Origin of the sequence: Mesorhizobium sp. Root157 (genome assembly GCF_001427385.1) — a bacterium.
In the GTDB taxonomy this organism is placed as follows: Bacteria; Pseudomonadota; Alphaproteobacteria; order Rhizobiales; family Rhizobiaceae; genus Mesorhizobium.
Genome location: NZ_LMGJ01000034.1, coordinates 210,730 through 232,304, shown reverse-complemented (window position 1 = coordinate 232,304; position 21,575 = coordinate 210,730). Strand labels below are relative to the sequence as shown.

At 62.8% G+C, this 21,575-nt stretch carries 12 protein-coding genes; 4 read left to right on the top strand and 8 right to left on the bottom strand.

Annotated features, from left to right (window positions below; translation table 11 throughout):
- Window positions 1-58: 58 nt before the first annotated feature.
- Window positions 59-424 carry an Hpt domain-containing protein gene (locus ASD64_RS16645; protein ID WP_056107043.1) on the bottom strand — a complete coding sequence of 122 codons (366 nt, stop codon included), beginning with the start codon at window positions 422-424 and terminating at the stop codon, window positions 59-61.
- 297 nt (window positions 425-721) lie between these two features.
- On the opposite strand from ASD64_RS16645, the gene ASD64_RS16640 reads away from it, so the two are divergent.
- Window positions 722-6,523, top strand: a complete 5,802-nt coding sequence (locus tag ASD64_RS16640) for a kinesin (protein WP_056107040.1) — start codon at window positions 722-724, stop codon at window positions 6,521-6,523.
- Between the two features lie 187 nt (window positions 6,524-6,710).
- On the opposite strand, the gene ASD64_RS16635 is transcribed toward ASD64_RS16640, so the two are convergent.
- From ASD64_RS16635 to ASD64_RS16615, 5 genes are all read right to left on the bottom strand, one after another.
- Window positions 6,711-7,361: an OmpA family protein gene (locus ASD64_RS16635; protein ID WP_056107038.1), complete on the bottom strand. Its 651-nt coding sequence runs from the start codon at window positions 7,359-7,361 to the stop codon at window positions 6,711-6,713.
- A gap of 151 nt (window positions 7,362-7,512) precedes the next feature.
- Window positions 7,513-7,881, bottom strand: a complete 369-nt coding sequence (locus tag ASD64_RS16630) for a GFA family protein (RefSeq protein WP_056107183.1) — start codon at window positions 7,879-7,881, stop codon at window positions 7,513-7,515.
- Window positions 7,882-8,084: 203 nt separating this feature from the next.
- Window positions 8,085-9,216, bottom strand: a protein-coding gene (gene prfB, locus ASD64_RS16625; protein ID WP_156460193.1) for a peptide chain release factor 2 whose coding sequence is annotated in 2 segments (ribosomal slippage) — window positions 8,085-9,149 and window positions 9,151-9,216 — 1,131 coding nt in all. Because the reading frame shifts where the segments join, the coding sequence is not laid out codon by codon here.
- 152 nt (window positions 9,217-9,368) lie between these two features.
- Window positions 9,369-11,825 (bottom strand): penicillin-binding protein 1A, encoded by a 2,457-nt coding sequence (locus ASD64_RS16620; protein ID WP_056107034.1) that lies wholly within the window; start codon window positions 11,823-11,825, stop codon window positions 9,369-9,371.
- A 204-nt stretch (window positions 11,826-12,029) separates the two neighbouring features.
- Window positions 12,030-13,166: an N-acetylmuramoyl-L-alanine amidase gene (locus ASD64_RS16615; RefSeq protein ID WP_244480830.1), complete on the bottom strand. Its 1,137-nt coding sequence runs from the start codon at window positions 13,164-13,166 to the stop codon at window positions 12,030-12,032.
- A gap of 759 nt (window positions 13,167-13,925) precedes the next feature.
- Between ASD64_RS16615 and ASD64_RS16610 the strand changes: the two genes are divergently transcribed.
- Window positions 13,926-16,880 (top strand): Rne/Rng family ribonuclease, encoded by a 2,955-nt coding sequence (locus ASD64_RS16610; RefSeq protein WP_056107029.1) that lies wholly within the window; start codon window positions 13,926-13,928, stop codon window positions 16,878-16,880.
- Window positions 16,881-17,009: 129 nt separating this feature from the next.
- Here ASD64_RS16610 and ASD64_RS16605 read toward each other — a convergent pair whose 3' ends face one another.
- Both ASD64_RS16605 and ASD64_RS16600 read right to left on the bottom strand, forming a co-directional pair.
- Window positions 17,010-17,936 carry a glutaminase gene (locus tag ASD64_RS16605; protein WP_056107026.1) on the bottom strand — a complete coding sequence of 309 codons (927 nt, stop codon included), beginning with the start codon at window positions 17,934-17,936 and terminating at the stop codon, window positions 17,010-17,012.
- A gap of 15 nt (window positions 17,937-17,951) precedes the next feature.
- Window positions 17,952-19,100: a pyridoxal phosphate-dependent aminotransferase gene (locus ASD64_RS16600; RefSeq protein WP_056107024.1), complete on the bottom strand. Its 1,149-nt coding sequence runs from the start codon at window positions 19,098-19,100 to the stop codon at window positions 17,952-17,954.
- Between the two features lie 143 nt (window positions 19,101-19,243).
- Here ASD64_RS16600 and ASD64_RS16595 point away from each other — a divergent pair, with 143 nt between their 5' ends.
- Window positions 19,244-20,644 (top strand): M48 family metalloprotease, encoded by a 1,401-nt coding sequence (locus ASD64_RS16595; protein ID WP_056107022.1) that lies wholly within the window; start codon window positions 19,244-19,246, stop codon window positions 20,642-20,644.
- Window positions 20,645-20,685: 41 nt separating this feature from the next.
- On the top strand, window positions 20,686-21,492 hold the full coding sequence (locus ASD64_RS16590) for a DsbA family protein (RefSeq protein WP_056107020.1): 807 nt from the start codon (window positions 20,686-20,688) through the stop codon (window positions 21,490-21,492).
- The last annotated feature ends 83 nt before the right edge of the window (window positions 21,493-21,575 follow it).

The window sequence follows — 21,575 nt, the reverse complement described above, 5'->3', positions numbered from 1 at the left end:
CAACTGTGGCGCGAAACCGGCGTACCATGGCGTTTTTCGCACGTTCATGCCGCAGCAATCAGCCATTCAGCGCAGCGACAAAGGCGCGCACGTCCTCAACAAGGCTGGCGAGACGTTCGACATGATCGGGATCATCCGGGTTGCGCTCGATGGCATCGGCGCATTCGGCAATGGCGAAAGCCCCCACACCGCGCGCCGCGCCCTTCAGCCCGTGTGCCAAAAGGACCCGCTGCCGTGGCGCGGCTCCGGCCAGTTGATCGCGCACCGACAGCGACTGTTCGATGAACAAGTCAAGCACTTCGCGCCCGAGCGCGCTGTCGCCCATCGTTTGACGATGAAGATGATCGAGGTCGATCGGCGCCCGCGATTGTTTACAGGCTTGCTCTACCGATCCGGGCGCCATCGCCCGTTCAACTTCGTTCATCGTTGCCGAACTCCCAAACCGCACTCAAGGCTTTACGGATAGCGGTTGAGCGTGGCAAAATCCAATGGATATCGCGTTTTAGACGCTCGCCCGGCTGCCAAAAAAATCTTTCAGCGGGCCCGCAGAAGTCACGCCTGCGTTAACCTTATATTTAAAGTTTTACGTATCGGGCGGAATGCATGTTTTCTTTACCCCCCTGTGTCATTACGATACGCGGGGTTCATATTCAGCCTCGTATGTCGGGCGTGAAAACAAAAATAAGACGCTCCACGGCATCTAGTACAGGGTAGCGAAGGCATGGCGAAGAAAACCACGACGGCGAAGTCCCTCGACAAGGAAGTTGCCAAGGAACTCGAAGCAGCACTCGATTTCGATCTCAGCGCCGTCGATGACGGCGACCTCGACATCGCTGCCTCGATGGAAGACCTTGAGGCCCAGATTGCCGCGGCGGCGGACGAGTTGGCGCGCGCCAGCAAGACCGAAAAGGCCGAACCGGCACAGGCGATGGATACGCCCGCTCCTGCCCCGGCGGCAGCGGCGATGCCGGCCCCCAAGCCTTCCAGCCTGCGCCCGGTAGAGCCGCGCAACACGGCACAGCCGAACGGTTTTGCACCGGCCAACGACGACCGGCAGAAAGATTACAAGTCGCTGCAGCACAGCCTGAACCGGCGTGCCTCGAACGGCATCTACTGGGTCGTTGCCTTCGTTTCGCTGGCCTGGGTGGCAGGCGCTGCGGCGCTGGCGAACCTTATGTTCGGTTCTGGCATCTGGCAGGTTCGTTCGATCGGGCAATTCCTTGCCCGGCCTGAACTGATCGGCGTTCTGGTTGCGACAATCCTGCCCGTCATCCTGTTTTGGGCATTCGCCGCCATGATCCGGCGCGCGCAGGACATGCGCATTGCTGCCCAGTCGATGACCGAGATGGCTTTCCGCCTGGCCGAGCCGGAAAATATGGCGCAGGACCGCGTCATGATGATCGGCCAAGCCGTGCGCCGCGAGGTCGCGGCGATGGGCGAAGGCATCGAGCGCACGCTGGCGCGCGCCGTTGAACTCGAAACTCTGGTCCACAGCGAGGTCAACCAGATCGAGCGCTCCTATTCCGAAAACGAGGCCCGCATCCGTTCACTGGTGGACGGGCTGGGCAGCGAGCGCGAAGCCGTGGTCAGCCATGCCGAGCGCGTCCGCGCCTCGATCACCGGTGCGCACGAGACGTTGCGCGAGGAAATCAGTTCGGCCGGCGATCTCATTCGCGAAAGCATTCTTGGCGCATCGACCAAGCTGTCGCTGACCATCACCGATTCCGGCGACTCGCTGATCGATCGCATCAACGAAAGCTCGATGTCGATCTTCGATTCGGTGGAAACCCGTCTCGATTCGATCACCGACCGGCTGTCGACCTCCGGCGAGGCCTTCGCCAGCCTTCTCGACACCCGCATCGCCAAGTTGACCGACAGCACCGACGGGCTGACGCGTTCGCTGACCGAACTGCTCGACGATCGCACCGCGGGCATGGTTTCCCTGCTTGGCGGCGCGGCGCGCACGCTGAGTTCGGAGTTCGACGCCTCGCTCTCGGGCATCGAGCGCACGCTTGCCGAACGCGGCCAGGAACTGATCAGCGAATTCCAGACCCGCGCCGAAGCGCTGGACACAGGCACGCAAAAGCTCAATGCCGCACTGGAGGCCCGCGCCCGCCAGATCAACGAGACGCTGGTCGAACGCACCCGCGACATCGCCGGTGCCTTCACGCAAGGCAAGGATTCGCTAGCTGCCCTCATCGACCAGGGCAAGACGCAGATCGGCGCCGACATGGCCGACATCATCTCTTCCACCTCGACCATGCTGGAAGCACGCGCCACCGACTTCGCCGGCCGCATGGAAGCTGCGCGCCATTCCGTTTCGCGCGCCTTCGACGCCGACATCGTCCGCCTTGCGGAGGCCCGTTCGGGCATCGAGGAAGCCGTCGAACACCATAGCCTGAAACTGGCCGAGGGACGCGACCGCATGGCGGCCGCGATGCAGGAAGATTTGGCCCGCTTTGCCGAAGGCCGCGCCGAAATCGACGCCGCCGTGACCGGCCAAGTTCAAAAGCTGGCCGAAGGCCGCAGCCTGATCTCGCGCGCGCTTGAAGAAGACCTGCGCAAGGTGAACGAGTCGCGTGCCGCGATAGATGCGTCACTGGGCAGCCACCTGGAGCGGCTGGATGAAGGCCGCAGGCGGCTTTTCGATGCACTCAACGAAGACTCCGGCAGATTGGCGGAAGCCCGTGCAACTATTGATGAAATGGTCGCCGGCCACGTTGGAAAACTTGTCGAGGGCCGCAACATTCTGGCACGCTCGCTCGAGGTCGATCTCAACAAACTCGCGGAAAGCCGCTCCAGCATCGACGGGCTGGTCGCCAGTCAGGTCGAGAAGATCGCGCAAGGGCGTGCCGTGCTTTCGCAGGCGCTCGATGCCGATCTTTCCAACATCAACAAGCTGATCGCCGACCATTCGGGCAAGCTTGCCGACGACCGCAACCTGTTGGCGCAGACACTTGAAGCCGACCTGTCCAAGCTGGCGGAAAGCCGCTCCAGCATCGACGGACTGGTCGCCGGTCAGGTCGAGAAACTGGCGGAAGGCCGCGATATTCTGCGGCGTGCGCTGGAAAAGGACCTCAATACGATCAAGGACGCCATTTCCGTGCAGTCCCAGCAATTGACCAGCGACCGCCAGCAGTTTGCTCGCGCCCTGGAAGACGACCTCAACAATGTGAACGGCCTGGTCGGCTCCCACGCCGATCGGCTGGCACAAGACCGCCTCGCCTTGTCGAAGGCATTGGAAGACGATCTGGCCAAGCTGGCCGAGAGCCGTTCCAGCATCGACGGACTGGTCGCGGGTCAGGTCGAGAAACTGGCGGAAGGCCGTGACATTCTCAGGCGTGCGCTGGAAAACGACCTCTCTTCGGTCAAAGACGCCATTGCAAGCCAGACGCAAAGGCTGGCCGACGATCGCGCAGAACTGTCGCGGGCGCTGGAAAACGACCTCGCCAGTGTCAACGGGCTTATCCACGAACACATGGAAAGGCTGACCAGGGATCGCGGCGCGCTTTCGCAAGCGCTCGAAGCCGACCTGGATAAACTGGCGCAAAGCCGTTCCGGCATCGACGGTCTTGTCGCCGGCCAGGTCGAAAAGCTTGCCGAAGGCCGCGACATCCTGAGACGCGCCCTGGAAGCCGACCTCGAAAAACTGGCCGAAAACCGCGGTGAAATCGACACGGCCATCAGCGGTCAGGTTGCCAAGCTTGCGGACGCTCGCCGCGAGATCGACCTTGCGGTCACCGATCATATCGACCGGATCGCGGCCAGCAGCACACGCATCTCCGACAGCATTGCCGGCGACGTCGAAAAGATCGAGGAAGCCTTCAACCGGCAGACCGGCATCATCGAGGAGCGCGCCGGAACGATGGAGCGCGCGCTTTCCACCGGCGTTGAAGGCATCAAGGGCGTTCTCGAACGCAGCGCCGTGGTCGTCGCCTCTTCCCTGCGCGACAAGGTGCTCGAGGTTACCGCAGCACTTCACGAGCAAGCGGGCGCCGCCTTCTCCGACGCCGACCGCAAGATGGCGGAACGCGCCGAGCAGACATCGGCCGCCTTGCTTGCGCGCGCCGAAGACATCGCGCGCACCTTCGAGGAAGCCGACGGGCGTCTGGCTTCACGGGCTCAGGACACCTCCGACATGCTGCTGGCGCGTGCGGAAGAAACCGCCGAGCAACTGGCCGCCCGCGCCGGCACGATCGCCGATACGTTCGAGGTGGCGGACCAGCGCCTGGCTCAGCGTGCAATCGAAACGGCACAGTCGCTTGCCGCCCGCGCCGGCGACATCCTGCGCAACTTCGAGGAGGCCGACGAAAGGCTGGGCACCCGCATCGGCGAATCCGCCGAAGCCCTGGCCGCGCGCGCCGCCGACCTCGGCCATATCTTCGATACGGCCGACCAGCAACTCATGGCCCGCATTGCCGAAGGCTCGGAGGCGCTGACGGGCCGCGCGGCCGAAATCAGCCGTGTGCTCGAAGATGCCGACAACCGCATGGTGTCGCGCATCGCCGACACCGCCTCGGCTATCGGCCAGCATGCCGACAGCATCGTCGGCGCCTTCGCCGACACGGAACGTCAGGTTGCTGAACGGGTGGCCCAGACCGGTCAGGAGCTTGCCGCTCATGCACGCGGCATCGAAGACGTGCTCTCCGGAGCCGACGAGCGCCTGAGCGCAAGTGCTGCTGCCGCCGCCAGCCGGATCGGCGACCAGATCGCCGACGCCGAGAACCGCTTCGCCCACTCTGCCCAGACGATGGGCGAAAAGCTTGGCGAGCATATCGCGCAGGCCGAGGGCCAACTGGTTTCGCGCGCCAACGTCATTGCCGAAACCTTCACGGCCGTGGGCCAGCACATCGGCCAAAGCACCAACGACGCGGCCAAGACCATCGGCGCCAACACGCGTGAATTGAACGAGATGCTGGCCGCCCGTTCCGCCGAGATCACCAGGATCCTCGACGAGACGGCTCGCCCACTGGTCGAACGGTTTGCCGAAGGCGGGTCCGAACTGCAAAAGAGCATGGAGGAAGCCGCCGAACGCACCACCGAGAAGCTGCGCGTGGAAAACGCGGCCCTTGCCGACGCACTCGCAAGCCGTACGGCCGAGACATTGTCTACCGTGGACAGCGCCCGTGCGACGTTGGCCGACAGCGTCACCGACCTTATCGGCCGCATGACGGTATCGAGCACGCAGTTGAACGAACTGGTCGAGCGGGCCGCGAGCAACCTTGGCCAGGTCGACGAACGCCTGGTCAACAGCACGCAAAGCTTCGCCGTAACGACCGAGAAAGCGGCCCAGACCTTCGCAAGCTCGGCCCGCCTCGTCGATTCCAACACCTCGCGGCTTACCGAACTGTCGTCGTCGACGCTGCGCGAAGTGGCATCCATCGCCACCAAGTTCGACGAGCACAGCCGCCTGCTGGCAAGCGCGTCGGAACTGCTGAGCGCCGCGCAAAGCAACCTCGAGCACACGCTGGAGCGCCAGACTTCGCTGGACGATCTGGCGGTTGGCCTGGTCAAGAAGTCGGAAGACCTCGAAAAGGTCATGCAGTCGTTCGAAACGCTCGTTTCAAGGACGCTGCAGGGCGCCGAAGGCAAGACCCTGGAATCGGCCGACAAGATCCGTGCGGCAATCAACGACACCATCGAATCGGCAACCAAGAAGTTTGCCGACGCGACCGACGAGATGCGCCGCACCGCCGGCTCCATCAAGAGCGAACTCGACCTCACCCGCGCAGAGTTGAAGCGTGGCGTGGTGGAAATGCCGCAGGAAGCCAAGGAATCGACCACGGCCATTCGCCGGGCCGTTTCCGAGCAGATCAACGCCCTGAAGGAACTGTCGGATATCGTTGCAAAATCGGGCCGCGCGGTGGACGTGTCCGAGCCTCGCGGCTCGCGCCCGGCACCACAGGCGCCAGCCGCAAGGGCACCTGAGCCACAACAACGCCGGCCGGCACAGCCGGAACCTGTCCCGCAGCAGCCCCTGGGCAATGTCGCGCTGCGTGGCCCGCTCGAAGCCACTGAGCGGTCCGACACGGCGGTCCGCCAGCGGGAGGCAGGCGGCCGCACACAGCAGAACGGCTGGGTGCGCGACCTGCTGACCGGCGCCTCACGCGACGACGGCCAAAAGCCGGCAGCGCCGGCCGAAGCACCTCGCGCGGCCCCTGCGCAGCGCTCGGCGCTGCATGTGGTGGAATCGCTCAATTCGCTGTCGGTAGACATTGCGCGGGCCATCGACCACGAAGCCTCGATCGAGTTGTGGAACCGCTATCGCCGTGGCGAACGCGACGTGTTCACGCGCCGCCTCTACACGCTGAAAGGCCAGCAGACATTCGATGAAATCCGCCGCAAATATCAGGCGGAGGCCGAGTTCCGGGCCGCGGTCGACCGCTATTGCGACGACTTCGAGAAGTTGCTGAAGGACGTTGCCCGCAACGATCGCGACAACATCATGACGCAGACCTACCTGACCTCCGATACCGGCAAGGTCTACACCATGCTGGCGCATGCCAGCGGCCGGTTGCGGTAACGCCAAATGTCGCCCGAAAGCGGGAACCGGTTTCGGGATAACGAGCGCGGCCAACGAATCTGAATGATCGCGACGCTTAAAAGCGTACAGGAAACGAAAAGGGCGGGAAATTCCCGCCCTTTTTTGTTGATGCCGAAGGATCGTATCGCGGGCGGCGCGGTGCGCCCGGCGACAGCAATCAAGCCGCTCAGGTAAGCGGCGACAACTGGATCTCGACGCGGCGGTTCTGCGCGCGACCCTGCTCCGTACCATTGGAAGCGATCGGCCGGGATTCGCCAAAGCCGGTGACGGCAAAGCGGCGCTGATCGACGCCCTGCCCGGCCAGATAGTTGGCAACCGCCAGAGCGCGGCGCTGCGACAGGTCGAAATTGTGCTGGTCGCTGCCGGTCGAATCGGTATGGCCGTAAACGTCGACGAGCGTCTGGTTGTACTTGCGCAGCACCAGCGCCACCGAGTTCAGCACCTGATAGAAGCCGGGCTTCACGGCGTCCTGGTCGACGTTGAACGTGATGTCGGACGGCATGTTGAGCATGATCTGGTCGCCGACACGCGTGACGCTGACGCCGGTGCCCTGCAACTGGGCACGCAATTCGGCTTCGTTCTGATCCATTTTCGCGCCGACCAAGCCGCCCGCGAGAGCGCCAACGCCGGCGCCGATCAGGGCGTTACGCCGATCGTTGCCGCCGGCCAGCGTGCCTAGAGCCGCACCGGCGAGCGCGCCGATGCCAGCGCCCGCTGCCGTGTTCGAAACCTTCTGCTGACCTGTATAGGGGTCGGTGGTGCATGCCGCGGCAAACACGCCGGCCATCATTACGGCGATCAAAGTTTTTGTCTTCATAAGCTTGTCCCTCGTAAAACTGCGGCGCGCAATGCGCACCGTACCACCCTTCCGGCTGTGTTGTAGCACACAATGCGGCAAAATACGGAACGGGAAAGGCTTTCCCGCCCGCTTTGTCGCAATCGGGAAGGGAAATTTCTGCCTGGGCAACCTACCAGAGGTTCTTTCCGTCGATCACCACCACTTCGACAGCGTCAAGGTCGAAATCATCGAACAGCCGCGCATTGACCGCGATCTTGGGGTTGTCGAAATCCGGCTCGCCGGTCGACCAGTCCGGCGATTCCGTAAAGGTCCCGCAGCCGCAGATCGCACAGAAGCCGTGCTTGACCATCTTTGACTGCCACCGATAGGCCGAAACGTTCTCGGGCGGACTGGTCAGCTTGAACTGATCCGGGCGGTAGTAGGCCCAAAGCGCGCCGCGTTTGGAGCAGATGGAACAGGTGCACCGCGTCACAGTCCGCGGCGCCTCGGAGACCTCGAAGGTAGTGGCGCGGCAGTGGCAGCTTCCCTTGATGCGCATGGCTCGGCCCTCGAATGTGCTGTCGATGATGGCAGCATATACCGGGCCTCCTGACAATGCCTGTCAGGAGATGTCGCGATGGCAGATCGCCTCGCATCTCCTGACGGATGCACAAAACATGTAAAACCAACGGCTTACGGTCGTTGCATGAATCCGGTTGAGAGCGGCGCGCTTTCGCGTTTCACCGCCGAACGGAAACGGCTCTAATCGAGATCGGCTACCGCCTCGCCGGAAGCGCCTTCGATGCGCTGCGACAGCGAGGCTTCCATGAATTCGTCCAGGTCGCCGTCGAGCACGCTGCTGGGATTGGTGTTTTCGACCCCGGTGCGCAAATCCTTGACCAGTTGGTAGGGCTGCAGCACGTAGGAGCGGATCTGATGGCCCCAACCGATGTCACTCTTCGAGGCTTCCGTTGCGTTGGCCGCCGCTTCGCGCTTTTTCAGTTCTTCCTCATAAAGCCGCGAGCGCAGCATTTCCCAAGCCTTGGCCCGGTTCTTGTGCTGTGAGCGCTCCGCCTGGCAGGCAACGGCAATGCCCGTGGCGATATGGGTGATGCGGACGGCGGAATCGGTGGTGTTGACGTGCTGCCCGCCTGAGCCGGACGAACGATAGGTGTCGATGCGCACATCGGATTCGGAGACGTCGATCTGGATCGAATCATCGATCACCGGATAGACCCACACGCTGGCGAACGACGTGTGGCGGCGCGCATTGCTGTCATAGGGCGAAATGCGCACCAGTCGATGCACGCCGGACTCGGTCTTTAGCCAGCCATAGGAATTGTGACCCTTGATCATCAAGGTCGCGGACTTGATGCCAGCTTCTTCGCCGTCATGGATTTCCAGAACTTCGACCTTGAAGCGGCGGCGCTCGGCCCAGCGCGTGTACATGCGCAGCAACATCGAAGCCCAATCCTGGCTCTCCGTGCCGCCCGCGCCCGCATGGACTTCGAGGTAAGTGTCGTTGGAATCGGCCTCGCCCGAAAGCAGCGTCTCGACTTGCCTGGCCTTGACCTCGCCGCGCATCGCGCGCAGGGCGCCTTCGGCCTCGGCGACGACGCCTTCGTCGCCTTCCTCCGCACCCAGTTCGATGAGGCCCAGATTGTCTTCCAAAGCCTGCGTCAGGCCTTTGACCGCGCCGATTCCGTCTTCGAGGGACTGGCGCTCGCGCATCAGCTTCTGCGCTTCCAGCGGGTCGTTCCAGAGATTGGAATCTTCGGCAAGAACGTTGAGGTACTCAAGCCGTTTCAGCGCCTGATCCCAGTCAAAGATGCCTCCTCAGCAGGGTTATGGCCTGCCTGATCTCGTCGACAATGTTCTGCGTTTCCGCGCGCATGGCTCTAGACGCTCTACCCGTTCATCAATGGCTTGATTTGCTTGGCGCGATACATAGGCATGCCCGCATCGCCTGTAAAGCGAAATGGCAAGGCGCCGGCTTGCGCTCTAAAAGGGCCAGCGACGCGCATGTTCGAAAGGGCCGGCGCAGCCTCAGTAGAGGCCGCCGCCACCCGACTGGATGGCCTGATTGGCCTGCGGCGACAGGGCTTCGCCCGAACCGTTGGAACCATCCTCGCCCATGCCGATGATCCAGTAGGAATCGGCCGGCCCGGTGCCGGGCTTGAAGGCCTCGATGATGGTTCCGGCCTGTCCTTCCGCCGCCTGCATGCCGGTCTTGCGGTCGATGGCGACAAGGCTCATGCCCTCGGGCACCTTGAAGTCGACATTGGGCGTTCCTTCGAGCGCCACGCGCATGAAATCCTTGAAGACCGGCGCGGCAAGGCCACCGCCGGTGGTGCCGCGCCCGAGCCCCTTTGGCTTGTCGAAGCCCATGTAAAGACCGACGACAAGGTTCGGCGTGTAGCCGATGAACCACGCGTCCTTCTCGTCGTTGGTCGTGCCGGTCTTGCCGGCAATATGGCGGCCGAGTTCGGCAACCGTGGTGGCGGTGCCGCGCAGAACCACGCCTTCCATCATCGACGTGATCTGGTAGGCCGTCATCGGGTCGAGGACCTGTTCGGAATTATCGACCAGTTCAGGTTCCGGCTGGTCCTGCCATTCGGCCGCGTTGCAGCCTTCGCAACTGCGCTCGTCATGCTTGAACACGGTCTTGCCGTAGCGGTCCTGGATACGGTCGATCAGCGACGGTTTGATCGAGCGGCCGCCATTGGCCATGATCGCATAGGCCGAAACCATGCGCATCACCGTGGTTTCGCCCGAACCCAACGCCATCGGCAGGTAGGGTGCCAGATGATCGTAGACGCCGAAGCGCTCGGCATATTCGGCGACAAGCTTCATGCCCATGTCGTTGGCAAGACGCACGGTCATAAGGTTGCGCGACCTTTCAATACCGTTCCGCAATGTCGAGGGGCCAGCCGCACGGCCGTCGTAGTTCTTCGGCGTCCAGGTGGTATTGCCGCTCTGGATGGTGATCGGACCGTCCATGATGACGGATGCCGGCGTGTAGCCGTTGTCCAGCGCCGCCGCGTAGACGATCGGCTTGAACGACGATCCCGGCTGGCGCATAGCCTGCGTGGCGCGGTTGAATTCCGACTCCGCGTAGGAGAAACCGCCGACCATGGCCAGGACGCGCCCGGTATGGGGATCCATGGCGATCATGCCGCCTTCGACTTCCGGCGCCTGGCGCAAGGCATAGGCACCTTCTGCATCGTCGCGCTTCTGAACGAAGACGACGTCGCCGGGCTTCAATACCTCAGACGGAGACTTGGCCTTGACGGTCTTGCCGTCGACGACATGGCGCATGGCAAATGCCATGTCTTCCTTGCTGACGGTTGCCTCGACGCGCTCCTCGACCAGTTCGCCCGAGGCCTGCTTTGCCGGCTGGAGGCCGATCCGAAGCCCTGTGTCGGAACTGTCCAGAACAACGGCAAGCGTCCATTCAGGTACATCGTCCAGGCCCTTGACGGCACCCAGCGGCACGCCCCAGTCGCCCGAAACGTCGATTGCGGTCACCGGCCCGCGATAACCACGCAGCGTATCGTACTTGATCAGGCCGCTCTGCATGGCCTTGCGCGCGATCAACTGCAACTTGGGATCGAGCGTGGTGCGCACCGAAAGCCCGCCTTCGTAAAGCGCGTTCTGTCCATAGCGCGCGCTGATCTCGCGCCGCACTTCCTCGGTGAAGTATTCACCGGCAAACAGGTACGTGCCATTGCGGCGCGGGGTGACGCCGAGCGGTTGAGCCTTGGCCTTTTCGCCTTCCTCGCGCGTCACGTAGCCATTGTCGACCATCTGGTCGAGCACCCAGTTGCGGCGCTCGATGGCGCGGTCGGTATGCCGGAACGGATGGTAGTTGGACGGCCCTTTCGGCAAAGCGGCCAGATATGCCGCGTCCGCGATGGTCAGTTCGTTGACCGACTTGTCGAAATAGGTGAGCGCGGCACCCGCCACGCCATAAGCGCCGAGGCCGAAGAAAATCTCGTTGAGATAGAGTTCGAGGATACGGTCCTTCGGGTAGGCCTGCTCGATGCGGAACGCCAGGATCATTTCCTTGATCTTGCGCTCGTAGGTCTGGTCCGAGGTCAAAAGAAAGTTCTTGGCGACCTGTTGCGTGATCGTCGAAGCGCCGACCTGCCGGCGGCCGGAGCCGAGGTTTTGCAGGTTGGTGACGACGGCACGGCCAAGTCCGGTCACGTCTATGCCCGGATGGTTGTAGAAATTCTTGTCTTCGGCCGAAAGAAAGGCCGCCTTGACGCGATCCGGAACGGCCTGGATCGGCAGATAAAGCCGGCGCTCATGCGCGTACTCGGCCATCAACGAACCGTCCGAGGCATGAATGCGCGTCGTCACCGGCGGCTCATATTTGGCCAGCACCTCGTAATCGGGCAAATCCTTGGTCAGATTGCCGATATAGACGGCCACGGCACCAGCCACGAGCAGCGCAAGCGCCGTGCCGATGCCAAAGAAATAGCCGATAAGCCGAATCATGCCCGCTCCAGTCGAAAGTCCGTCACTTTCCTAAACGACACCCCGTCGCGTTCAAGGTCAGGCAAGTGCACGAACGAGGACATTTGTCGCCTTGATGTGGGCAAAATGCGGCAACGACCGATTCCGATCCTCATATCCGTACAATATCGCCGGGTGTTGTGCGCATGCAACGCCGTCATGTGGAGGCACGGCATGACGCCTTGCTCAGAGCGTCCCGCCCTTGGCCGCTTTCACGGAGGCGAACGCCGCAACCGCATTGGTGATGCTTTCAGCGGCCTTGTTGCGCCAATCCGGGTCGATCAGTTGAGCTTCGTCCTTGGGATTGGACAGATAGCCGAGTTCGACCAGCACGGAAGGAACATCGGGAGCCTTCAGCACGCGGAAGCCGGCAAACCGGTGCGGGTTGTTGATGAGGCCGACCGTGGTGGCAAGTTCGTCGACCAGCGTGTTGGCAAAGCTCATCGAGAAGGAATGGGTTTCGCGGCGGATGAGGTCGATGAGGATGTCCGTGACCTCCGGATTGTCGGCCTTCACCTCGATGCCGGCCAGCCTGTCGGACAGGTTCTCGCGGTCGGCAAGGGCTTGCGCTTCCGCATCGGAAGCCCTGTCGGACACGGTATAGACCGTGGCGCCGCGAATGCCCTTGAGGCTGATCGTGTCCGCATGGATGGAAATGAACAGGTCCGCCTCATGCTGGCGGGCGATGCGCACGCGGTCGTCGAGCCGCAGGAAAACGTCGCTGTCGCGCGTCATGAACACATCGTACTTGCCGGACGCCTCGAGCTTGTTCTTGAGTTCCCTGGCAAAAGCCAGCGTGACGGCCTTCTCTACGGTGCCGCTCAGCCCCTCGGCGCCGCCATCGATGCCGCCGTGGCCGGGGTCGATGACCACGGTGAAGCGCCGCAGCGGAAATTTGCTGACCCGGTCGCTCTTGTTGCCGGCAACGGTGGAACCCGTCGTTTCGGCCTGGATCGACAGTGCTTCATCGAATTCCCGGTCGGATGCCGCCGAAAGGTCGGCAACGATGCGGTAGCCCGCACCATCGTCGTTCTTCAGCACATCCACCCGTTCGACCAGAAACGGCCCCTTGCCGATCACGACCAGCCGCGACGACCCGTCAGGCAAGGCGCCGTAGCGAACGTTCTTGACCAGCCCCCTCGCCTTCAACGCCTTTGCATCGATCGCCACTTTCGCAGCCGGCAGGTCGATGACCAGCCGATTGGGAGCACGTAAGAGAAACCATCTCACGTCGGGCTCGCGGTCGAAATTCATGACGATGCGCATTTTCGTGGCATCGCCCGCCATCTTGTAGTCGATCATCCTGGCCGGTTCGGCAGCCATGGCCGATGCGGGACCGAGGCAAGGCAGGCCAAAGAGCGCCGTCAGCAGGACTAAAACGACAAGGTGAAAGCGCCACCGGATGCGCTTAGCCTTCTCCTTGTTCGCTGCCGGGCCCATATGCGGTCCTGTCGCTCCTGATTCGGCGCGGGGGCCGCTTGATTGGACGTGGCGCGGCCAAGCACGCACGCAATTAACAATTCGTATCCAGAGAAGGTTAACCAAGCCTTTTCACGAACCGGATTCCGCTGCGTCATGCCCTTTTGCCGGCAGCGGAAAACAGGGTTGCCTTCTACCTCGCCAAATCATAAAAGCGGCATTGGACTACCGCAATCTTGGAACCGTCCTTCTCGGCAGCATGTTGCTGCTTCTTGCAGTTAGAGACGGCTTCCACATTCACATGACAAAGCTTGCGGCTGGTTGCGACGGATTTCGCAGGTATGCGCCCATGGCGGAGGCGGTACCTGCGTGAAGAAAACGGCCTGGGTTTGCCCCGCGCCGGCTCTGGTCAAGAGCAAAACAAGCTGGTCCGGGTTTTCCGGGCTTTGGTTCAAAAGGTCCACTGGCTAACGATGCTTTCGAGCGCCAACATGGAAAGGTCCGCACCAAACCGCGCCATTTCGGCTGCGGGCGGTACCTCCATCGCGCTCCGGCACCGGCTGGCGGCCGCTCAATTATCCGGCACCCACCCCCAACCAGACCAACAGCATCGGGCCTTGCCCGACAGGCTGGCGCTGGCGGCTGCCGGGAGGAAACGAAATAATGCCCAACAAGATGCTGATAGACGCCTCCCACCCGGAGGAAACACGCGTAGTCGTCGTACGCGGTAACCGTATCGAAGAATTCGACTTTGAATCCCAGGACAAGAAGCAGCTCAAAGGAAACATCTACCTAGCCCGCGTAACGCGCGTAGAACCTTCCCTCCAGGCAGCCTTTGTCGAATATGGCGGAAACCGGCACGGTTTCCTCGCCTTCAGCGAAATACACCCGGACTATTACCAGATCCCGGTCGCGGACCGGCAGGCGCTGCTGCGCGCCGAAGCCGAAGAGGCCGAGGAAGATAACCACGACGACGATCATGACGGCGAGGAACGCCACGACCGCAATCGCGGCAAGCGCGGCCGGCGTCGGGGCAGCAGGAGCCGTGATCACGGCGAGCGCAAGCATGAGACCGCCGGCAGCAGCGGCGACGACAATGGCGAGAGCCCGAACGAGGACGGCGGCGAAAGCGCGGCCGAGGCCGACGCTGTCGGCGAAATCACGGAACTGACCGCGGAAGCCGGCGAAAGCGCCGCTGTTCAGGCCGAGGAAGCCGATACGCCGCATGAAGCGGCCGACGCCGCTGAAAACGAGGCAGACGCCTCCGGTTACGGCCCTACCACAACCATCGCGGCAAGCGTCGATGCCGACGTCATTTCGGAAGCCGTCCCAGAAGCGGATGCGGTCACCGAGGCGACTTCGGACAACAATGATCGTGGCATGCTGGAAGAGGTACATTCCTCGCATGGCGACGATGAGCACGAGGTCGAGTCCGTCGGCGCTGAGGACGCGCTGGAAGAGGTGCGCAACCGCCGCAAGCCCGCTCGCCGCCAGTACAAGATCCAGGAAGTCATCAAGCGCCGCCAGATCCTGCTGGTGCAGGTCGTCAAGGAAGAGCGCGGCAACAAGGGCGCGGCACTTACCACCTATCTGTCGCTCGCCGGCCGCTATTCGGTGCTGATGCCCAACACGGCGCGCGGCGGCGGCATTTCGCGCAAGATCACCAACGCGCAGGACCGCAAGCGCCTGAAGGAAGTGGTAGCCGATCTCGAAGTGCCGCAGGGCATGGGTGTCATCCTGCGCACCGCCGGCGAAAGCCGCACCAAGGCTGAGATCAAGCGCGACTACGAATATTTGATGCGGCTGTGGGAAAACGTCCGCAACCTGACGCTGGAATCGACCGCCCCTGCCCTCGTCTACGAGGAAGGCTCGCTCATCAAGCGTTCGGTGCGCGACCTCTACAACAAGGACATCGATGAAGTCCTGGTGGCCGGCGAGGATGGCTACCGCGAGGCCAAGGACTTCATGCGCATGCTGATGCCCAGCCACGCCAAGGTGGTGCAGCCCTATCGCGACACCACGCCGATCTTTGTGCGCTCCGGCATCGAAGCGCAACTCGACCGCATGGTGCAGCCGCAAGTGACGCTGAAGAGCGGCGGCTATCTCATCATCAACCAGACGGAAGCGCTGGTCTCCATCGACGTCAACTCCGGGCGCTCCACCAAGGAGCACTCGATCGAGGAAACCGCGCTCCACACCAATCTGGAAGCTGCCGAGGAAGTCGCCCGCCAGTTGCGCCTGCGCGACCTCGCCGGGCTGATCGTCATCGACTTCATCGACATGGAGGAAAACCGCAACAACCGTGCGGTGGAAAAGCGCCTCAAGGATCACCTGAAGAACGACCGCGCCCGTATCCAGGTCGGCCGCATCTCGCATTTCGGCCTGCTGGAAATGTCGCGCCAGCGCATCCGCGCCAGCGTGCTGGAATCGACCATGAAGACCTGCCCGCATTGCGGCGGCGCCGGGCATGTCCGCTCGGATTCGTCGGTGGGACTGATGGTGGTGCGCGCGATCGAGGAATTTCTGCTCAAGGATTCGCGCTGCCACATCACCGTGCGCACCCCGGCAGCGACGGCGCTTTACGTGCTCAACCACAAGCGCAGCACGCTGGTCGATCTCGAAAAACGCTTCGGAGTGACAATCACCCTCGAAACGGACGAGTCGGTTGCAGCCCAGCATTATGCGATCGCGCGCGGCGCTGTTGCCGACAAGCCGGAAGGTTTCGTCGAGTCCCGTCCGCAGCCGGTCTATGTCGAGCCGGAGGAACCGGAAGACGAAATCGTCGTCGAGGAAGAAACAGCCGACGAGGGCGAACAGCCGCAATCCGGCGAGCAGCAGGCACCACGTGCGGGCGACGACAATGGCGACGGCAATCGCGACCGCAAGCGGCGCAAAAGGCGCAGGCGGCGCGGCGGCAGGGATCGCGAGCATGGGGAACGCGAACAGTCGCATCCGGTCGCCGGCGAGGCCGAGGATGGCTCGACGTCGGAGCAGGTAGCCGGTTCGGTCGAGGAGACCGAAGAGGTTGAGGCCGGCACGGCTGCCGCCGTTGCTGAAACGGCGGACGCCAGCGAGGACGCACAGGCCAAGAAGCGGCGGCGCGGCAAGCGCGGCGGCAAGCGCAATCGTCAGGAAAATGACGAAGCCGAATCCGCAGCCGTTGCGGAAGGCGAAGCTGCTGAGACCGAAACGGCAAAACCGGATGCGGCCACAGATGCCAAGCCGGAGGCGGTAGAACCCGTCGCAGCCATCGAGGCGGCGGAAGAGGTGCAGGCGCCGACTGAAGCAGACGAGCCCGCCGCCGAAAAGCCGAAGAAGCCGCGCCGTGCGACGAGATCGAAGAAGGCAGTGGCCGAGGCCGACGCAGTGGCAACCGCGCCAGAAGCGCCGGCCACCCCGGAAGCAGTTGCGGTCCCCGCACCGGCCAGCGTCGAAGAGCCGACCGCAGCAGAGGCAGCGCCGAAGATCAAGCCGCGGGCGAGCCGCCGCAAGACGGTCGCTGCGGAAACCCCGGCAGCCCCGGTCGTTTCCTCGGACGCCGTCAGCGAGCCAGCCGAACCTGCTGCGGAAGAAAAGCCGAAGCGCGGTGGCTGGTGGCAGCGCAAGGGCTTTTTCTAGGATCTTTGCTCAGGGCGGACAAAACCCTCCTGCAGAACATGAAAACCCCGCGCCATCGTTGTGATGGCGCGGGGTTTCTTTTCTCGGCCACCCGATATGCGGGCAGGTATTCCGGAACGCCAGTTGGCGTCATCCAGCGAAGATCGACCAGTTCATTGCTCTCGCCAGTTTTTCGAGCGCGATGGAGCCAAGCTTGGAATTGCCATTGGCGTTGAGGCCTGGCGACCAGGCCGCGACCGAAGCCACTCCCGGCACGACGCCCAAAATGCCGCCGCCGACACCGCTTTTGCCAGGAATGCCGACACGGAAGGCGAAATCGCCCGATCCGTCATAGTGGCCGCAGGTCAGCATCAGCGCACTGATGCGCCGCGCCCTCTCCTGCGAGACGACGGAATGGCCGCTGACACTCTTGCCGCCATTGGCGAGAAAGCGTCCCGCCAGCGCCAATTGCCGGCAGTCCATGGCAATCGCGCAGTGGTGAAAATAGACGCCCAGCGCCAACTCCGGTGAATGGTGCAGATTTCCGAACGATTTCATGTAATTGGCAAGCGCGACATTGCGAAACCCGGTCGCCTGTTCCGAGGCCGCGACCTCGTGGTCGATGACGATGGTGTCGTCGTCCGCCACATACTGCACGAAACGCAGGATCTCGCCGATCGCCTCGCGTGGCTGATGGCCGGCAAGCAGGATATCGGCAATGACGATGGCGCCTGCATTGATGAAGGGATTGCGAGGAATGCCGGCCTCGTGCTCAAGCTGGACAATGGAATTGAAGGAGTTGCCGGACGGTTCGCGCCCGACCCGCTTCCACAAGGCGTCACCGACCTTGCCGAGCGCAAGCGTCAAGGTGAAGACCTTGGAAATGCTCTGGATCGAAAAGGCCTGGTCCGCGTCACCGGCGGTGAATATCTCGCCGTCGATGGTCGTCACGGCGATGCCGAATTTGCCCGGATCGACCTTTCCAAGCTGCGGGATGTAGCTGGCAACCTCGCCGCGATCGGTACGGCCGGCCATCTCGGCGGTGATTTCATCCAGTATTTGCTGTAGGTCCGACAAGGCGTGCCCTCTCGCCTATTTCAGCCAGCGTTCGATGCGCGCCAGCGCTTCGACCATTTCGTCGTAACTGCCGGCGTAGGAAAAGCGCATCGTACGATGGCCCTGCAACGGATCGAAATCCTGTCCCGGCGTCGCCGCCACATGCGCTTCGGCCAGCATGCGTTTGGCGAAGGCCATGCTGTCGTTGGTGTAACGGGTCACATCGCAAAAAGCATAGAAGGCACCATCCATCGGGGCCGCCAGCGCAAAACCGAGTTCAGGCAGCCGCTTCATAAGCAGGTCGCGGTTGGCCGCATAGCGCGCCTTGACCACTTCCAGTTCGTCTTCTGCCTTGAAGGCTTCGATGGCCGCGATCTGCGACAGCTCCGGGGCGGAAATGTAGAGACTCTGAGCGATACGCTCGACAGGGCGCACCAATTTCTCGGGCAGGACCATCCAGCCGACGCGCCATCCGGTCATGCAGTAATATTTGGAGAACGAGTTGATCACGGTGACATCGGGGCTGTGGGCAAGCGCGGTCGTGTCCGGCGCGGCATAGGCAAGCCGATGGTAGATTTCGTCTGAAATCACCGAAATGCCGAGGTCGTCAGCCGTCTTGACCAGGGCTGCAAGCTCCACATCCGGTATGACGGCGCCCGTAGGGTTGGCCGGGCTGGCGAACAGCACGCCTTTCAGGGGCTTTTGCGCATGCGCGATACGCAGATGGTCGGCGTGCAGATAGGCCGCACCGTCGAGTTCGATTTCCACAACCTCGATGCCAAGCGCGGCCATGATGTTGCGGTAGGCCGGATAGCCCGGCGCGGCGATGGCGACACGGTCGCCCGCATCGAACATTGCCAGGAAGGCGAGGTTGAACGCTGCCGACGAGCCAGTGGTGACGGCAATGCGCGACGGCGAAACATTGATGCCGTAGTGCTCGCCATAGTGGCTTGCGATCGCTTCTCGCAGCGAAACGAGACCCAAGGCATCGGTGTAGCCGATGCGGCCCAGCTTCAAGGCGGCCGCCGCAGCTTCCCTGACGCGAATCGGCGCGGGATCGGACGGCTGGCCGACCGCCATCGATACGACCGAGGTGCCGAGCGCTTTCAGCCGGTTCGCTTCGGCCAGAATGTCCATGGCGTGGAACGGCTCGACCTCGCCGCGTCGCGAAAGCGAAACACTCATTTGCCTCAATCCCGCCCTTTCATCAGCTCGGCTAAGATCAGCCGCGCCGCACAATTGCCCGATTGCTGTGAGGTTCACAAGTTCATGAACTTGTCAGCGCCGGCTTTTCATCGCGGGAAGGCTCGGCTACCAGTGGACGCACGATGATGAACCTGCCGCGCCCTGCTTTGCGGCTGGCCAAGGCTGGCCGGACCGTTGCAACGCTGTCTCTGGGACTGGCGTTGACCGTCGCCGCCGCTCTGCCGGCATTCGCGCAGCGCGTTCCGGTGGTTCGCGACGCCGAAATCGAAGCCCTGGTGCGCGACTATGCGCGGCCTATCTTCAAGGCGGCCGGCTTGTCGAAGGCCGGGATCGAGATCGTTCTGGTCAACGACAACAGCTTCAACGCTTTCGTCGCCGGCCGCCGCATGTTCATCAACACCGGCGCGTTGCTGCAGGCCGAAACGCCCAACGAGATCATCGGCGTCATCGCCCATGAGGCCGGACACCTGGCCGGCGGCCACCAGCAACGGCTGCGCGACCAGTTGGAACGCGCCAAGACCATGGCAATTGTCGCCGGCCTGCTCGGCGCAGGCGCAATGGTCGCCGGCGCCACCACAGACTCAAAGGGCCTCGCAGGCGTCGGCATGGGATTGGCGACCGGCGGCGGCGAATTTGCCCGCCGCAGCCTTCTCACTTACCAGCGCGGCGAAGAGATCACCGCCGACCGCTCGGCCATCACCTATCTGAACGCGACGGGCCAGTCGGGCCGCGGCATGCTGAAGACCTTCCAGCGCTTCCAGAGCGCATTGTCGCTGTCGGGCGCACAGGTCGACCCCTACCGTGTCAGCCACCCGATGCCCCAGGATCGCATCTCCAACCTGCAGACGCTGATCCAGAAAAGCCCCTATTTCGACACGACCGATTCGCCGGCGCTCCAGCAGCGTCACGACATGATGCGCATGAAGATCGCGGTCTACACGCAGGGCCAGGCTGCTGCATCGCGCCTGATCCAGAAGAACCCGGCCAGCCTTGCTTCGAAATATGGCGACGCGCAATCCACCTATCTCTTCGGCAATTTGCGCTCCGCACAGGCCAAGGCCGACGCCTTGATCAAGGCGCAGCCCAAGAACCCCTATTTCCACGAATTGCGCGGCGACATCCTGATGAAGGCCAACAAGCCCAAGGACGCGGCCGCCGAATACGCCAAGGCCGCGAGCCTAGACCCGGCCCGGTCCGGGCTTTTGTCCGTCATGTATGGCCAGGCGCTGCTTGCCGTGGGAACACAGGATTCGCTGAAGAAGGCCGTTACCGAAATCTCCAACGGGTTGGAACGCGACCGCGAGAACGCGTCCGGCTACCGCTATCTTGCCCAGGCCTATGGCATGCTGGGCGATGTCGGCGATGCGGACCTGGCGACGGCCGAGGGGCATTACTATTCCGGTGCCTACAGGGACGCAGCCGTTTTCGCGACGCGCGCGCAGCAACGCCTCAAGCCAGGCTCGCCAGGGTGGATTCGCGCCCAGGACATCATCAACCAAGGCAAATCGGCCAAGAAGAAATAGGCGTTCCGGCGGCACGCGGAACGAGCAAAGGACAAATCATCATGAAAAAGACAATTCTGCTTGGCACCGCAGGGACCGCCGCCGGACTGGCGATGCTGGCTCTCGGGTTCATGACTGCCGGTCCACAGGTGGCAAACGCCGAAGACGCACCTGCCCTGATGCAGGCGGCATCGACCGACACGAAAGTCGACCGCGCCGAGGTTGAAGAAATCATCCGCGATTACCTGCTGAAGAACCCGGAAGTGCTGCTCGAGGTGCAGGAAGCACTGGAAGCCAAGCAGAAGGAAGAGCAGCGCCTCGCCAGTCTCGGCGTCATCGAGGACAACAAGGACGAAATCTTCAATTCGACCTTCGACGGCGTCGTCGGCAATCCGAACGGCAAGGTCACCATCGTCGAGTTCTACGATTACAACTGCGGCTTCTGCAAACGCGCCATGGAAGACATGCAGGCGCTGACCAAGGCCGACCCGGAGTTGCGCTTCGTCCTCAAGGAATTCCCGATCCTCAGCCCCGATTCGCAAAAGGCCAGCATGGTCTCGATGGCCTTCCACCTGATGATGCCGGAGAAATACGGCGAATTCCACAACGCGCTTCTGGGCGGAGAGGGTCGGGCGACCGAGGCGACGGCTCTCAAGGTCGCCCTGTCGCTCGGCGCCGACGAAGCCGAACTGCGTGCCAAGATGCAAGACCCCTCGATCGTCGATGCGCTTTCCAAGACATACGACCTCGCCAACAAGTTGGCGATCACCGGCACGCCATCCTACGTCGTCGGCAATGAGGTGATGTTCGGCGCGCTCGGCCAAGAGGCGCTGGCGGAAAAGATCGCGGTGGCAAAGGCGGCGCTCTGAAGCAGGCCAGCCGCGATTTCGCCTTCGCTGCCTCTGTGGACAGGAAAAGAAGGCACTTGCGCTCTTTTCGCAGCGGTCTATGC